Origin of the sequence: Mesorhizobium sp. M7A.F.Ca.CA.002.04.1.1, assembly GCF_004022805.1 — a bacterium.
In the GTDB taxonomy this organism is placed as follows: Bacteria; Pseudomonadota; Alphaproteobacteria; order Rhizobiales; family Rhizobiaceae; genus Mesorhizobium; species Mesorhizobium ciceri.
In genome coordinates, this window is sequence record NZ_RZPL01000041.1 from 1 (window position 1) to 15,990 (window position 15,990).

General features: G+C 61.2%; 10 protein-coding genes, 1 tRNA gene and 1 pseudogene. 3 read left to right on the forward strand and 9 right to left on the reverse strand.

The features are described from left to right. Window positions 1-2,500 (forward strand): annotated as a pseudogene (locus ENZ75_RS03970) (chromosome segregation SMC family protein); the annotation flags it as partial. A 263-nt stretch (window positions 2,501-2,763) separates the two neighbouring features. Here the strand turns inward: ENZ75_RS03970 and ENZ75_RS03975 are convergent. From ENZ75_RS03975 to ENZ75_RS03995, 5 genes are all read right to left on the reverse strand, one after another. Next, on the reverse strand, window positions 2,764-2,979 hold the full coding sequence (locus tag ENZ75_RS03975; protein ID WP_082826424.1) for a hypothetical protein: 216 nt from the start codon (window positions 2,977-2,979) through the stop codon (window positions 2,764-2,766). A gap of 180 nt (window positions 2,980-3,159) precedes the next feature. Continuing rightward, on the reverse strand, window positions 3,160-3,528 hold the full coding sequence (locus ENZ75_RS03980) for a hypothetical protein (protein WP_013532752.1): 369 nt from the start codon (window positions 3,526-3,528) through the stop codon (window positions 3,160-3,162). 92 nt (window positions 3,529-3,620) lie between these two features. After that, a complete protein-coding gene (locus tag ENZ75_RS03985) occupies window positions 3,621-4,502 on the reverse strand; it encodes a hypothetical protein (RefSeq protein WP_013532751.1) in 882 nt (293 codons plus the stop codon). 75 nt (window positions 4,503-4,577) lie between these two features. After that, entirely contained in the window at window positions 4,578-5,780 is a 1,203-nt protein-coding gene (locus ENZ75_RS03990; protein ID WP_244514274.1) for an alpha-2,8-polysialyltransferase family protein, read from the reverse strand. A gap of 761 nt (window positions 5,781-6,541) precedes the next feature. After that, window positions 6,542-8,179, reverse strand: coding sequence for an ABC transporter substrate-binding protein (locus tag ENZ75_RS03995; protein WP_013532749.1), 1,638 nt, complete (start codon window positions 8,177-8,179; stop codon window positions 6,542-6,544). Between the two features lie 128 nt (window positions 8,180-8,307). On the opposite strand from ENZ75_RS03995, the gene ENZ75_RS04000 reads away from it, so the two are divergent. Next, entirely contained in the window at window positions 8,308-9,207 is a 900-nt protein-coding gene (locus ENZ75_RS04000) for a LysR family transcriptional regulator (protein WP_013532748.1), read from the forward strand. Between the two features lie 86 nt (window positions 9,208-9,293). Here ENZ75_RS04000 and ENZ75_RS04005 read toward each other — a convergent pair whose 3' ends face one another. The 4 genes from ENZ75_RS04005 to ENZ75_RS04020 form a co-directional block, all read right to left on the reverse strand. Beyond that, entirely contained in the window at window positions 9,294-10,166 is an 873-nt protein-coding gene (locus ENZ75_RS04005; RefSeq protein ID WP_164745819.1) for a phytanoyl-CoA dioxygenase family protein, read from the reverse strand. A 168-nt stretch (window positions 10,167-10,334) separates the two neighbouring features. After that, window positions 10,335-12,425 carry a glycosyltransferase family 25 protein gene (locus ENZ75_RS04010; RefSeq protein WP_013532746.1) on the reverse strand — a complete coding sequence of 697 codons (2,091 nt, stop codon included), beginning with the start codon at window positions 12,423-12,425 and terminating at the stop codon, window positions 10,335-10,337. Between the two features lie 221 nt (window positions 12,426-12,646). Further along, a tRNA-Gln gene (locus tag ENZ75_RS04015) sits at window positions 12,647-12,721 on the reverse strand. A gap of 127 nt (window positions 12,722-12,848) precedes the next feature. Next, a complete protein-coding gene (locus ENZ75_RS04020; protein WP_013532745.1) occupies window positions 12,849-13,193 on the reverse strand; it encodes a VOC family protein in 345 nt (114 codons plus the stop codon). A 222-nt stretch (window positions 13,194-13,415) separates the two neighbouring features. Here ENZ75_RS04020 and ppdK point away from each other — a divergent pair. After that, window positions 13,416-15,990: pyruvate, phosphate dikinase (gene ppdK / locus ENZ75_RS04025; protein WP_128277909.1), on the forward strand; the 2,575-nt coding region annotated here is incomplete at its 3' end.

Below are 15,990 nucleotides of genomic sequence, written 5' to 3' on the forward strand. Positions count from 1 at the left end.
GGATGGAGCGGCGCGGCGGCGATATCGCTCGTGCGCAGCGCATCCTCCGCGACAACGCCCCCCTTCTCTCTCTCCTCCGCGACGACCCCGCGGCACTCAATTCGGAAAATGCTGGTGCCGCCGAGCGCGAGGCCACCACCCGCGCGGCTTTCGAACAAGCGGCATCTACGCTTTCACAAAGCGAAGCCAAACTCGCCGCGCTGACTGCCGAGCGGGCCGAGGCTGCCGCCTCGCGCAACCAGATCGAACGGACGCTGCGCGATACCGCCGAGCGCCGCGACCGCTTCGCGCGTCAGCTTGCCGATGTCGACCGGGAATTGTCGGAGATACTCTCCAAGGTCGCTGGCCTGCCCGATCCGGCCGAGAAGCGGGTGCTGGTCGAACAGGCCATGGCGCTGCTGGAGGAGGCCGAGGCTGCCGTGTCCGAGGCCGAGCAGTCGGTCATCGATGCCCGCGCTGCCGAAAGCGCTGCCCGGCCACCGCTTCAGGATGCCAGGGCCGAGCTGGCAAGGATCGAAACCGAAGCGCGCACGCTGGCAAAAATCCTCAATGCCGCCAGCGGCGATCTCTTCCCGGCCGTGCTGGAGCAGATCAGCGTCGATCGCGGTTTCGAAACGGCGCTGGGTGCAGCCCTTGGCGAAGACCTCGACGTGCCGCTCGACCGCAGCGCGCCGGTGCATTGGGGCGAAGGCGCGATCCAACCCGGCGACGCGGCTCTGCCGGAAGGCGTGAAGAGCCTGGCCAGCGTGGTCCACGCGCCGGCACAGCTCGCCCGCCGCCTGGCGCAGATCGGTATCGTCGATGCCGCCGGCGATGGCCGCCGGTTGCAGCCGCTGCTTGCTCCCGGCCAGCGGCTGGTCAGCCGCGAGGGCGCGCTGTGGCGCTGGGACGGCTTTACCGCCAGTGCCGACGCGCCGACCGCCGCGGCGCAACGGCTGGCGCAGAAGAACCGGCTGAGCTCGATGCCGAGGCGATACAGGCGACGCTCGTCCTGCGCCAGGCCGAGGAGGCGCTGGGAGAGGCCGAACAGGCGCTCCGCCTGGCAAGCGAGGCCGAGCGCAACACGCGCCAGGCCGGTCGTGACGCACAGCATCGGCTGGACGCCGCCCGCAATGCACTGGCTGAGGCCGAGAGGGCCGGCGGCGAATTGCAGAGCCGGCGCGCAGCACTCGATGAAGCGCGCGCCCGCATCGTCGACAGCCATGAGGAGATTTCGGCCGCCTTCGCCGAGGCGGAAATGCTGCTGCAGGACGCGCCCGATCTTGGCGATCTGCAATTGCAGCTCGAACAGTCCTCGGCCAATGTCGCCCGCGACCGCGCCGCGCTTGCCGATGCGCGTGCGGTGCATGAGGGGCTGCGCCGCGAAGCCGAGGCGCGCGCGCGCCGGCTCGATGCCATTGGCGCCGAACGCAGCAATTGGCTGGAGCGGGCCGAAAACGCCTCGACGCAGATCGCCTCGCTTGGCGAACGCAAGGCCGAGGCCGAGGCCGAACGCGAGCGGCTGGCGGATGCGCCCGATGAAATCGACGCCAAGCGGCGCGCCCTGCTGTCGCAGCTCACCGAGGCCGAAACCTTGCGCAAGGCGGCGGCCGACCGTCTGCAGGAAGCGGAGAACCGGCAATCCGAACTGGACAAGGCCGCCACCGGCGCCATCCAGTTCCTGGCTGAGGCGCGCGAGAGCCGCGTTCGCGCCGAAGAGCGGCTGACCGCGGCCGACGAACGCCGGCTGGAGGTCGAGGCGCGCATCCAGGAAACGCTGAACACACCGCCGCATGTGGTTATTCGCCATACCGGTCTGGAGGCTGACAGCCCGATGCCTGAGATGCCCGAGATCGAGCGTCAGCTGGACCGGCTGAAGATCGAGCGCGAACGGCTGGGCGCCGTCAATCTGCGCGCAGAGGAAGAGCAGAAGGAGCTTTCCGACCGGCTGGAGGCGATCGTGTCGGAGCGCGAGGACATCATCGAGGCGATCCGCAAGCTCAGGCAGGCGATCCAGAGCCTCAACCGCGAAGGCCGCGAGCGGCTGCTTGCCGCCTTCGATGTCGTCAACGGCCATTTCCAGCGGCTGTTCTCGCATCTGTTCGGCGGCGGCACGGCGGAATTGCAGCTGATCGAATCCGACGATCCGCTCGAGGCCGGCCTCGAAATCCTGGCCCGCCCGCCCGGCAAGAAGCCGCAGACCATGACGCTGCTGTCGGGCGGCGAGCAGGCGTTGACGGCGATGTCGCTGATCTTCGCGGTGTTCCTGACCAATCCGGCGCCGATCTGCGTGCTCGACGAAGTCGACGCCCCGCTCGACGACCACAATGTCGAGCGCTTCTGCAACCTGATGGACGAAATGGCCGCCACCACCGAGACGCGCTTCGTCATCATCACCCACAATCCCATCACCATGGCGCGCATGAACCGGCTGTTCGGCGTCACCATGGCCGAACAGGGCGTCAGCCAATTGGTGTCGGTCGACCTGCAGGCGGCCGAGGCCATGCGCGAGGCAAGCTGACCCAGGTCAGCGCTGGCTGGAATGGGCCGCACCGGAGCAATTTCAGGAAAAGGGTGCAAGCGGTTCTCGCTCGGCAAAAAATGTCAGGGCCGCGGACTGTGCCTGTGCGAATGATGTTTGGCCGGGGACCAGACGAAATAGAGCGAGCCCAGTTTCAGCACAGGCACCCTGTGATCCCGCTCGCGATCACGCAGTTCCCGGTAGGTCTTCACCTTCAGTGTGCCCCCCGGCAATCTGATTCGCAAAGCCATGATGCATAGAGCTTACGTGCTTTCTCCAGACGATGGAAGATTCATTTCAAGTTCCTCATCAGTATTCGAGCTCCTGGAGGGGCGATCAGGAATTGTACTGGGCCACCAGATGACGAAATATTTGCCAAACTGCCAGACCGGGACTTCGCCCTTGTACTCTCGCCGCCGCAACTCATAACGTTGCTTGACCTTCAATACACCGCCCGGAAGCCTGATCTTGATCGTCATCGTCCCTCAATACTGATGGCGCACTTCCTGGGTGCCGCGCCCAAAATATCTGTCCGGCCAAGTTAGAAAAATCGCTCACTCTCGGATCGGATCGTTGCAATCCGATTTCGCTGAGTCAATGGAGCCGAGGGCGAACTCCTGTGGCTATCGGCGCCGTGCAGATAAGGCTTGAGAGCGGGCTCAACCTCTGCGCCGCAAGATCCAGTTCACACAGATCACGGCCACGAGGCCACATGCGATGCCGGCGCAATCGGCAAACCAGTCGAACACATCCAGATCGCGCCGTATCAGCGCCGTGCCCTGCAGGACCTCGATCGCCGCTCCAATCATGGCCAGGAAGACGATTAGTCTTGCTTTTCGATCGGGCCAGCCGAGCCCTCCAAGGAAAGTCATGACGGCAAAGGCGCTGGCGTGGTTCAGCTTGTCGGAACGGAAACCGATATCGATCCCGTACTCTTCAAGTCGGGGTATAGGCAGCAGTGCAAGGGCAAGAACAGCGGCAAGCGTGGCGAAAAAGGCGATCCGTTCGACGGCTGGATAAAATCTCATTCTGTTCCAATCTTTGCCTAGCCGCCGGGAAAGTCGAATCCGGCTCGGTATTGGCAGTTCAGGCTGAAACTCGGATCGACGGCGTTGTTCTTCTAAAGCCGCAATTTTTGCTTGAGCTTTTTCAGCCAGGTCTGTTCCGCCTCATCCTGATTTTGATGCGCCGGGACGTAGCGCGGCCGTATCTTTTTTCCTTTGATGTAGAATGGCTTTTCGACTTCTCCAACCAGATTGACGAAAAGCCGGGATTTGTTGGTGGGTTGGCGGACTGTGACGCCGTGGACCGATTCAATCGAGTTGATGAACAATACAAGAATGTTCTTGTCGTATTGAACTGTTTCGACGCATTCCAAATGGGTGTCGTCGACATAGGCATCATTGAAGAGTGTCGCTTTGGCTTTCAGCGTGGCGTATTTGGACTGGAAACGACTAATTGTCAGGTCCCCGCCAACGGCATCATAATCTTCCGGCCTCATATAAAACAGGCCAGAAAATAGCTTGTCGCCATTGTCGATGTGGCTTGTCCGCACCGAGCCGGCATTGGTCACCGGCGTGTTCCCGCTGAGCATCGCATCCATCAGTATGTCGCGTGTTGCATAGGTGTCACTAAACCTGATGCCCGCTTTCATATTCTTGAGGCGTTCATAATTGGGGTAATAATCAGGGTAAAGCTTGTGAATATCGTCATAGAACAGGTCGGCGACCTCGCCGAAAAATGCTTGCGATACATGGTAGGCGATAAAATCGCGCCATATTTGCGGCACGGCTTCGTTCGACCGAACGCGGTGGGCCTCATAATCCCACCTGGTGTTGTTGCGGCGTGTATCGATTTCGAGCGTTTCCGGAGCGGGAAACGTGCCGGCCAATTCCTGGTAGAGATCGAGGGGAAGGGCGTCAGGCAGGATGATGTGTGGAAACGGCTCCGATCGAACGTCGGCCTTGGTGGCTCGTTGAAGGACTGAAAGCGGCTTTGACATCGATGGTGTCCCAGATCGAGTTTGTCCGAATTTGGACAGCGAGGATCGTGTTCAACCTGTTCGGGTTACCGCCTTTCAACGGATCCCTTTCTGCGTCTCGTTCAAAGATTGGAGCGTTGAAAAGGGCTCCGCATGGGCTTTTACCATTTCGCTCATTAGAATATCCGCGCCAGTCATGAGGGGGACCAGGGTTTCCGCAAATGTGTATGTTTTGATGCCGTAAAGCCACTTCAGGTAAAGAAGGGCAGCTGACGTGCCGGAGACGCAGCCAACGATGTTCATTCGGGATACGACAAGCTCTATCGGATATATGTGTGGCAGGTTAGCTTCCATGATCCTGGTGTTGGCGTCGGCCGTCACATTGCCAACTGCATCCAGCAATTCGGGGAAGAAGGGCTTGCTTATTCTGGGATGTTCCTTCCAGACGACGTCGTATCCCCTCTCGACGATCTGCTCCGCAATTCGTCTATAGATCGCCGCCTCTTGCGCGTACGACATTATGCGGTTTCGCGACAATGCCTGGCCGAGCAGCAGGATCCGTGGGTTGGCTGACGCACGGCAATGTTCATCGCCGCCGGAAAGCGCATCCCTGCAGGCTTCACCTATTACGTCGCGCATCAGCGAAGCGCCGACCTGAAATCTTGGTACGTTCTCCAGTGCATCGTGAATGGGGATTTCGTGAAGCAAAGAATAAAACTTCGTCACCCGTCTCAGATGGTGTCTTTCTATCCTGTCGGCCGCTTTCCTCAATCGGAACGCCGGTGAAATTGTAGAGAGTCCTGCAATCAAGACCGCGGTGATGCGTCGTCGAAACCTTGTGCCCGGCGGCCGTGACATGGTTGCCATCTCGAATGGAAGGTATGACGTCAAGCCATCCTCATACAAAACGATCTTGGCTTCAGGGTATGAATCCAGCAGTATTTTTTCCGACGGCCGGTTAACGAAGCAGGCCCAGATTTCAGCTACGGAACTCGCGTCGAGACCAATTGTGTCTCGGATCAGACGATGGATCCGGAAAATTTGCAGTTGCCCATATTTACGCTCGGACGTCAGAAGGTCGTACGCCCATATGATCCGTCTCCAGGTCCATACTTTAGACGCAAGTTCAGCAAGACCGGTCTTGAAATGCTCGGAAACGCCGGCCGTTTCATAAAGCAGGAGATAGTCCTCATGCTCCTGATCCGCCGGGGAGCTTCCATCCATTGTTGATTGGCGAAGTGAGGCAACCAGGCTGAGCAATTGCCAGCTGCCAAAGACGCAGCATATTCGAGCTGGCAATTTAAGATCTCCAGATCGGATGGAAATAACGCTGCATGTTCCGCGATCTCAACCGCAAAATTGCTTCATATCCGACAGGCCGTGTGGCTCGGGGCGTCCCACCCGCTTCGTAATACTGCCTATCGCGTCGGTAGGAAATATCTTTCAGACGGCGGGTCTAACGTCCAAGACAGGCTAGAGTTCCGCACAATAGGCAGGCGAATTCACTTCAACTGAGCGGCAGAGACCTGTCGAGATCCGGCAATAGCACCCGGTGCGGCAGACCGCTCATGCGGTCGTCTTGCTGCTTCGGGTCCCTCTCGGCACCAAGAGCACGAATTCTCCCGGTTCTCGGGAAGGTCGTTGCCCGGGAAAGCGGGTTTCGCTTCCCCCAGTCAAAAGTAAGCTCCAGCCATGAACCGGAGCTAGATGATGACAGAGGCAGAAACCAGAATGTTTCACACACTTGATGTGCCAGCCGGTCCGGTGTGGCGGCCTGCAATCCCGGCCGACCTGACAAGGCAGGGCATGTGTGGGCGCATCTGCGCATCATGCCCGATACAAAGCCCGCACTGCCCCTCGAACGCCCTTGAGGCCGACGCTTCGGCGCAACGTCCCCGGTGAGCAGGCCAGAGCAATTCTAGGAAAAGTGTGAAGCGGTTTTCCGGCCAAAATTGCCTCAAAACAAAGAGTTAGAGCAGCTCGCCGTTTCCGTGAAACGGTGAACTGCTCTGAGGGCGGCGCCGGAAAATGCGCCGCCCTGTCGGAGGGGTCGTCCGCGATCAGGCGGCGAGCCAGGCCCGTGTGAAATCCTGCTCATAGGCCTGGTGCATCTGGTAGCCCATCAAGGAAGGTTTCATATGGCAGAACAGCTTTCGCCAGTAAGGCTGAACGATGATGCCGGAATCCTGCAGCATGACCTGGAGTTCCTTCATTACCACACGGCGCTGCTCCGGATCGGCGATGGAATTGGCCTTGTGGACCTTGGCATCGAAGTCTGGATCGGCGAACCCCGTCTCGTTCCATGCCGAACCGGTCTGATAGGCAAGCGCATAGGTCTGGATGCCGAGCGGTCGGGCGTTCCAATTGGTCGTCGCGAAGGGATACTTCGTCCAGTGGTTCCAGAACGCCGATTCCGGGATGACGGTGCGTTTCACCTTGAAGCCGGCGTCGCGCATCTGCTGGGCGACGGCATCGGAGCTTTCCTTGCGGTAGTCGGCTTCGACCGAGATCAGATCGAACTCGAAATCGAGCTGGCCGGCTTCCTCGAGCAATGCCCTGGCCCGGGCCGGATCACGTTTGATCGGCGGCAGGTCGGCGTGTTCGGGATGCATCGGTCCGACATGATCGTTCTGCGCGACGATGCCCATGCCGTCGGCGCCCAGTTGCAGCACCGCTTCGTTGTCGACCGCAAGCTGTATGGCGTTGCGCACGCGCTTGTCGTCATAGGGTTTGGCGTTGACGTTGCAGCGCGAGACCAGGGTGGCGGCAGTGACGATCTCGCTTTTCTTCAGGCCCAGCCTGTCGAGCATGGCGACGTCATAGGACTGCGTCTGGCCGTTCAGGTCGATCTCACCGGATTCGAAAGCGGAGACGGTGGCGGCCGAGTCGGTGCCGTAGTCGGTCCAGTCGATGCCGTCGAGGAACACCTCGCCGCCCCACCACGACCCGTCCGGCCGCTTGCGCACCGAGGCAGCAACGCCGACATCGAGTTTTTTAAGCTCGAATGGACCCGTGGAAACGGGGTTGGCCGACAGTGGCGCTGCCTTCGGATTGAACGTGCGGTGGACGATCAATGCCGGGTAGTCGGTCATCGCAGGGATAATGGTGATGTCGGGCTGCGACAGTTTCAGGACCAGGGTGTGGTCGTCGCGAACCTCGATGGCACCAGTGCGCGCCACCTTGGTGTCGGGATCGATCAGGGCGGTCATGCGCCCCGCCATCGAGTTGCCGGCGGCATCCTTCTCACACCAGCGCGTGATGTTGAAGGCGACATCCGTGGCGGTGAAATCGTCGCCGTTCGACCACTTCACCCCTGGGCGCACCTTGAGCACATATTCCGTGGCGTCCGCATTGATCTCCCAGCTCTGCAGCAGCACCGGCTCGAAGGTGAAATCCGGCTTCCAGCGCACCAGCGGTTCGAGAAACTGCATGGCGATGTTGCCCATCTGCGAAACCTTGAACTTGCGCGGGTCTTCCAGCTCCATCACCTGCATGGCAACACGCAGCACGCCGCCCTTTCTGGGTTGGGCGGCTTCCTCGGCCCGCGCCGGAACCGGTTGACCGATGAGCCCATAGGCAATCGCCGTGCTGGCGCCGAAGGCGCTGGCCAACGCCAGGAACTCGCGGCGGCCAAGCGCGCCGCTCTTCGCGCCTTTCGCAAATGTGCCGATCGCCGGATGAAGAGGTCTGGATGTCATATCGGTTCTCCCATTGTTGATTTTACGCCCAAATTCGGTGGAATGCCCTTGCCGCGTCGTTGCTGGGCGCTGTTTTCTACAAGACGCAGCGGATGGCGGCGGGGCCGCGACGGCGAGGGGAAGGCAAGATGAATCTTCTGACGGCGATGCGGGTGTTCGATCGGGTCTGCCTGCTGGGCAGCCTGTCGGCGGCGGCGCGCGATCTCAACATGTCGACGACGGCCGTCAGCCGCACCATCAAGGAACTGGAAGACGACCTCGGCGTCCGGCTCATCAATCGCACCACAAGGCGCCTCAGCCTCACAGAGGCGGGCCGCGACTATGCTCCGCGTGCCCGCATCCTGCTCGACGACATTTCCGAACTGCAGGATTCGACGCGCGGCCTTCACAAGGAGACGCGCGGCCTGATCCGGGTTTCCTGCTCCAATGTTCTGGGCCACACGCGCATAACCAAGCTGGTGCCGAAATTCCTCGAAGAGAACCCGCTCACCACGATCGAGTTCGACCTCACCGCGCGTTATGTCGTCGGCATTGTCGAGGAAGGCTACGATGTCGCCATCCGCTTCGGCGGTCAGGCCGATTCCGCCTTGATTGCCCGCCGGCTTGGGGAAGTTCGCAACTATGTCTGCGCCACGCCCGATTATTGGGACACAAACGGCCGCCCGGTCCACCCGGATGAGCTGGCAAGCCATTCCTGCGTGCTGAGCAATTTCGCCAAGCGGCTTGGCACATGGCCTTTCATCGGACCAGACGGCCCTTTCGATGCGGCTGTCGGCGGGCGCATCTCGACCAACAGCGTCGAGGCCGCCTACCAGATGACCACCGCCGGTTTCGGCATCGGCAATCTGCCCAGCCTGCTGGTCGATGCTGCGATCAGCGACGGCCGGTTGGAAGTGCAGCTGGATGAGTTTCGCCCCGGCTCCAGCCCGATCTACGCACTCTATCCGCACCGCACCTATATTGCGGCCAAGGTGCGCGCGTTCGTCGATTTCCTGATCCGCGAACTGTCGGCCGACTTCACCGCCTGAAATGCTGCCCGATTGCCGGCCAACGCCGTCAGGGGCCTGGCGCGAACGCCAGGCCCCTGCTGCCCCCGTCGCCCGACGCGGCAGCGTCATTTCCACCAGGCGGTGGTGTCGTACATCGGTCCCGGCTCCTCGAAGAGCTTTTCGTATTTGCACAGTGCCGGCGTCTTGCCGAGCGGCACCGAAACACCGTCCCTGAACGCCCATTCGCCACGTTGCGTCGTATCCGCCCGCACATAGCTGGACAGTGCAAAGGCGCGGTCGTGCTGTGACCTGTTGGGCGAGGAGCCGTGCACGGTGAGCAGCCCCCATAAAGCAAGATCGCCCGGCTCCAGCACCAGCGGAACGATGGTCGCCGGGTCGATGCCGACCTTGCGCAACTCTTCTTCGGCGGTCAGACCCTTCATCAGCTCGCCGGTTCCCTCGTCCGACAGGCCGAGATAGCCGAGCTTGTGGCTGCCGGGCACGACCTGAAGACAGCCATTGTCCAGCGTCGCCCGATCGACCGCGAGGCCTGTTGTCACGGTGGCGTCGGCGACATTGTCGAAGGCGGCCTGGTTACGGAAGCGCAGATCCTGGTGGAAGCGATAACCCGTGACATTGGCGCCGGGCGGCTTCCAGTGCAGCTGTTGGGCGATCTGTTTTATGTCGCGGCCGATCAGACCCTCGAGCAGCTTCAGATAGTCGGGATTGCGGCGGAACTGCTCGAAATAGGAATTGATCCAGGAAAACCAGTAAGCCTGCAGCACATATCGTTGGCCAAAGTCCGATTCAGGCAGGATCTGGAAATTCAGGTTGCCGTGCCGGAAAGTGGCGTGATGCTTGAGGCCATCGGCATAGACCGCATCGGTTTCCTTCTTCAGCCGGATCATCTCGTCGCCGTCGACGAATTGTCGAACGACCGCATATCCTTCCTCGCGGTACTGCTCCACCGCTTCGCGTGCCTGCCTGTCCGTCAGCATATCCGTGACAACCCCCGTCTGTGATCTGTGTCGATCGTAACAAACGGGTTGCCGGCGATAAGCCGTGGATTTTGGCATCGACTTTCCCGATTATCGGGAAATTGAGCGGGGCCTCAAAGGTGCATTGGCCGCAACCGGCTGATCAGATACGTGCTGCGCCGGCAGGCCCTAAAAATAGGTTCGCGGCGCGACAAGGTTCTTCTGCTGGCGAACATAAAAACAATAGAAGCCGAACGCCGCGGCAAACCACATGAAGGCCTCACCCATGGCCAGCCGGTTGTTGGAATTGGTAAGGATGCTGAGGGCGAAGAAAACCAGTGTGGAGATGTAACAGGACCATGCGGCCGGAGCGACAAGCTTGGCTCGCATGGCCAGCAGAACCTGCCTGGCCGACCAGGTGTAGAGAAAGGCAAAGAACGCCAGTCCGACCACACCATAGCGCACGACAATTTCCAGATAACCATTGTGGAAGACGTTTAAGATCATGGGATGATAGGTTCTGTTCTCCCACTCGGTCAGCCAGCTGGAACTGGCTCCGAAGATCGGGTGGCGTTTCCAGATATCGATCGCATCCGCCCACAGCATCAGCCTTTCCTTGGCTGCAAGCGGAACCGCATCGCTCGCGATGGCGCGGTCGAATGCGGGAAGGACGCCATGCCTGAACACATCCGGAACCAGGGTTTTGACGAAGGTCATGGTGTCGCCGGCGGTGGACGAGAAGATGTTGTGTGTTGCGACAATGCCGGCCGCCACGATCGCCAGCACGCCACCCGAAACCAACAGTTCGCGGCGATGGCCTCTCGCCAGGGTCATGACCGTCAACAGGAGCAGCGCAAGCGCAAGCGCAAGCCACACGCCCTTTGACCGCATCTCGATGATATTGACGACGGCAAGCAGCAGGACGGCTGTCGACAGCGCCCAATAAAGGTTCTTGGTTGCTTTCCCGAGGTCCGTTCTCTGGGCCGTGTAAGCCATGAATTGCAGCGTGCAGAGGAAGATGAAACCGGCCGCCACCGACGCGTGGATGGGATTGTTGAAAAGCCACGGGGCCGGTTGGATATCCTGAAACATGTTCGAACAGGCGGTGTCCGCCGCCAGGAAGACAAGACTGAGGATCATGAACCAGAGGACCAGCCGTGCGGGCTGCCTGACAAACAGCAGAAAGGCGAATCCGGTCGTCGCATAGAACAGCGGAAACATGTAAATGCCTTCGGCGCCACCCAACTGGTGGGTGCCGAAATAGACGATCGCCAGTCGGATGAAGACATAGAGCGACCAGCCCAGACACAGGAAGCCGACCCAACCGATCAGTGGTTTGCTGTAGGTCCACAAATCCACCCTGAACCAGCGGATGACCGCGACCAGGGCCAGCGCCAGGCCCGCATAGCGGTAGGTGTCTGCCTCGCGCCACACCGCGGAAACCATGGCGAGAACGGCGAGTGCCGCAAGCAACAGAAGCAAGGTGTGGCGCGGCGCGTTGTCCTTGGCATAGTCCAGGGTATCTCGCGGCAAAGGGGGCCGCAGCAGGACGTGATGCAGGCGGCGCAGCTCGTCACTGGCCCGCAACACCCCGGCACGTAGCCGGCTCGGCCCCCCCAACCTTGCGGATTTGTAGCTTCCCGAGGGACCGGCTATGCCGGAGATCTCGCTGCTGGCGGCGAAGCCAAGCACGTTTTGGCGGGCCGAATAGACCTTCAGACCGGTATCCCAAAAGCGTTCGAGCGCGACGTCCCATGGCATTTTCATGACGGCGAGCGCCGACAACAGACCCTGCGCGCCCTCCCGCGTCACCAGATAGGCGGCGGCCGAGCCTTGCGGGCCATGCAGCGCACGACCGATCTCGTCGCCTTCCGCCGTCTCGACGGCGCGCATGAAGAAGCTGATGCGATGGTTGATCAGTTTGATGACGTCGAAATCCGGCACCGCCGCGATGACGGCCTCGATGCGCCGCATGGTGTCTTCGCTGAAGAGGACGTCGTCCTCGACGATCAGGCCATGGGCGCTGCCACCGGCCACGAACGTTTCCAGCGCCTGGATATGGCTGCGGTAACAGGCATATTCGCCGGAAAGGATGTCGCGCCCGCTCAGCTTGCGTGCGGCTGGCAGATCGATCTCCGTCCAGGCCTCTTTGGCAAGCGCATGGCCGTCGACGGCGGCAATGCGCTGCAAGGTCAGGCCTGCCGCTTCGGCGCTGGCGAGCAATTCGCTCCAGCGCTGGGTCTCGCGATCGAGGTTGATGGCGAAGATAGGAAGGTTCATTGAAGTTCCATGTTGAGCCGCCACCCACCCGGCCGACCTATGTATGGAAAGAAGGAGATGTTCAAGGCGACACTATCCAGATCATGTGCAAGACCTGAATTTGCCGCGACGGCTTTGGCTCATCTGAATTTATGACACAATCGAACTGTTAGCCGATCGGCTTCATGGAAGATCGCAAAGGTACTCTCGGTCCTAAGTGTCCGGAACGGACCTGAGCGGGATGGCTGGGGCGCCAGGATTCGAACCTGGGAATGTCGGTACCAAAAACCGATGCCTTACCACTTGGCGACGCCCCAATTGCCGTCAGAGTCGCTTGTGCGGCGCGTTATTAGCAGAGCAGCCAAAAAGCACAATGCCCCATGAATGGTGGTGAGAACGCCTGTTTGGGCAGCAAAAGCAACGCCACCAGACGGCACCAGCTGGCTATTCGGACCACACCGCCATCTCGTTGCCGGCCGGATCGGCAAAGTGGAAACGGCGGCCGCCAGGGAACGCGAAGATCGGTTTGACGACCGTGCCGCCGGCGTTTTCGACAGCCTCGAGGGTCGCCTCCAGATCCCTGCTGTACAGCACCGGCAGCGGCTTCGATGGCGCTTCGGCGGCGTCGGCCTGAAAACCCCCGTCCAGGCCTTCGGCAAAGGCCGAATAGGTCGGCCCATAGTCAGTGAACGACCAGGCAAAGGCGGAACTGTAGAAGGCCTTCAGCCGGTCCAGCGTTCCGCCCGTAGCCGGCATTTCCAGATAGTCGAGTTTTCCGGACAGTTTCATAGCCACCTCTTTGTTCACTGTATGTTCTACTCCAGAATCCCCGGCATAGCAAACCTTTTTGCCGCATCCTGAGGCACGGCTTTGCTTAATCGATTGTAGTGGCCGGGCGGCTTTGCCGACGCCTTGCCTTTCGCACTGCAGCATCATATCGCTCCAAGGGCGGACCGGCGGAACTTTCCGTTTCGCCAATCTTTCCAATCTCCTGCAACCGGAGAGCGATGCATGACCAAATGGGTTTTCACCTTTGGCGATGGTGCGGCGGAGGGCCGTGCCAGCGACAAGAATCTCCTGGGCGGCAAAGGCGCCAACCTAGCCGAGATGTGCAGCCTGGGGCTGCCGGTGCCGCCGGGCTTCACCATCACCACGGAGGTCTGCAACGCCTACTACGCCAACGGCCGTATTTATCCGGCCGGGTTGGAAGCCGATGTCGCGGTCGCGCTCGATCACATCGGCCGGCTGACCGGTCGTCGGTTCGGCGACCCGTCGAAACTGCTGCTGGTGTCGGTGCGTTCTGGCGCTCGCGCCTCGATGCCCGGCATGATGGACACCGTCCTCAATCTCGGCCTGAACGACGAGACGGTCGAGGCGCTGGCCGCCGATTCCGGCGATGCGCGCTTTGCCTATGACAGCTACCGCCGCTTCATCCAGATGTATTCCGATGTCGTCATGGGTCTCGACCACGAAGTGTTCGAGGAAATCCTGGAGGACCAGAAGGGCGGGCTCGGGCACGAGCTCGACACCGAACTGACGGCGCTCGAATGGCAGGGCGTCATCGCGCTCTACAAGGCCAAAGTCGAGGAAGAGCTTGGCAGGCCGTTTCCGCAGGATCCGCATGAGCAGCTCTGGGGCGCGATATCAGCCGTGTTCTCGAGCTGGATGAACAACCGCGCCATCACCTATCGCCGCCTGCACGATATTCCCGAAAGCTGGGGCACGGCGGTCAACGTCCAGGCCATGGTGTTCGGCAATATGGGCGAAACCTCGGCCACCGGCGTTGCCTTCACGCGCAACCCATCGACCGGCGAAAAGATGCTCTATGGCGAGTTCCTGGTGAACGCGCAGGGCGAGGACGTCGTTGCCGGCATCCGCACGCCGCAGAACATCACCGAAGCGGCGCGTATCGCAGCAGGCTCGGACAAGCCGTCGCTGCAGAAGCTGATGCCTGACGCGTTCCAGTCCTTCGTCACCATCTCCGATAGTCTGGAGAAGCACTACCGCGACATGCAGGATCTCGAATTCACCATCGAGCGCGGCAAATTGTGGATGCTGCAGACCCGCTCCGGCAAGCGCACCGCCAAGGCGGCGCTGAAAATTGCCGTCGAGATGGCGCGCGACAGGCTCATCACGAAAGAGGAAGCCGTTGCCCGTATCGACCCGGCCTCGCTCGACCAGTTGCTGCATCCCACCATCGACCCCAAGGCCGCGCGCGACGTCATCGGCATCGGACTGCCGGCCTCGCCCGGTGCCGCTACCGGCGAGATCGTCTTTTCCTCAGCTGACGCCGAGGACTTGAAGACACAAGGGCGCAAGGCGATCCTAGTGCGCATCGAGACCAGTCCCGAAGACATCCACGGCATGCATGCGGCGGAAGGCATCCTGACCACGCGCGGCGGCATGACCAGCCACGCCGCGGTGGTGGCGCGCGGCATGGGCAAGCCTTGCGTCTCGGGTGCCGGCTCGCTGCGCGTCGACTATAGGGCCGGCACGCTGCTCTCGATGGGGCAGACCTTCCGCAAAGGCGACATCATCACCATCGATGGCGGCAACGGCCAGGTGCTGAAGGGCGCGGTTGCCATGCTGCAGCCTGAACTGTCAGGCGATTTTGCCGCCATCATGGAATGGGCGGACGCGGTGCGGCGCATGAAGGTGCGCACCAATGCCGAAACACCGCTCGATGCGCGCATGGCGCGCTCCTTCGGCGCCGAAGGCATCGGGCTTTGCCGCACGGAGCACATGTTCTTCGACGGCGACCGCATCGTCGCCATGCGCGAGATGATCCTGGCCGACACCGAAAAGGACCGGCGCGCCGCACTCGCCAAGCTTCTGCCCATGCAGCGCTCGGATTTCCTCGAACTGTTCGAGATCATGGCCGGCCTGCCGGTGACGATCCGACTGCTCGATCCGCCGCTGCACGAATTCCTCCCCAAGACCGAGGCTGAAATCGCCGAGGTCGCCGCCGCCATGAACGTGTCGCCCGACAAGCTCAGGCAGCGCACCGAGGCACTGCACGAGTTCAACCCGATGCTCGGCCATCGTGGCTGCCGCCTGGCCGTCTCCTACCCCGAGATCGCCGAGATGCAGGCACGGGCCATTTTCGAGGCGGCCGTGGAGGCCGGCAGGAAGGCCGGCGCCCTGGTGGTCCCCGAGATCATGGTGCCGCTCGTCGGCCTGGTGAAGGAACTCGACTACGTCAAGGCGCGCATCGATGCGGTTGCCAAGAGCGTCATGGAGGAAACCGGGGTCAAGATCGACTATCTCACTGGCACGATGATCGAGCTTCCCCGCGCCGCCATCCGCGCGCATGTCATTGCAGAATCAGCCGAATTCTTCTCCTTCGGCACCAACGACCTGACCCAGACGACCTTCGGCATCTCGCGCGACGATGCGGCCTCGTTCCTGGAAACCTACCGCCAGAAGGGCATTATCGATCAGGACCCGTTCGTCTCGCTCGACATCGAGGGCGTCGGCGAACTGGTGCGCATGGCCGCGCAAAAGGGCAAGGCGACGCGGCCCGACATCAAGCTCGGCATCTGCGGCGAACATGGCGGCGATCCGGCCTCGATCCGCTTTTGCGAAG

Coding starts and splice junctions, on each gene's coding strand:
- ENZ75_RS03975 (WP_082826424.1), bottom strand. CDS start 2,979: ATGACGATCAAGATCAGGCTTCCGGGCGGTGTATTGAAGGTCAAGCAA.
- ENZ75_RS03980 (WP_013532752.1), bottom strand. CDS start 3,528: ATGAGATTTTATCCAGCCGTCGAACGGATCGCCTTTTTCGCCACGCTT.
- ENZ75_RS03985 (WP_013532751.1), bottom strand. CDS start 4,502: ATGTCAAAGCCGCTTTCAGTCCTTCAACGAGCCACCAAGGCCGACGTT.
- ENZ75_RS03995 (WP_013532749.1), bottom strand. CDS start 8,179: ATGACATCCAGACCTCTTCATCCGGCGATCGGCACATTTGCGAAAGGC.
- ENZ75_RS04000 (WP_013532748.1), top strand. CDS start 8,308: ATGAATCTTCTGACGGCGATGCGGGTGTTCGATCGGGTCTGCCTGCTG.
- ENZ75_RS04005 (WP_164745819.1), bottom strand. CDS start 10,166: ATGCTGACGGACAGGCAGGCACGCGAAGCGGTGGAGCAGTACCGCGAG.
- ENZ75_RS04010 (WP_013532746.1), bottom strand. CDS start 12,425: ATGAACCTTCCTATCTTCGCCATCAACCTCGATCGCGAGACCCAGCGC.
- ENZ75_RS04020 (WP_013532745.1), bottom strand. CDS start 13,193: ATGAAACTGTCCGGAAAACTCGACTATCTGGAAATGCCGGCTACGGGC.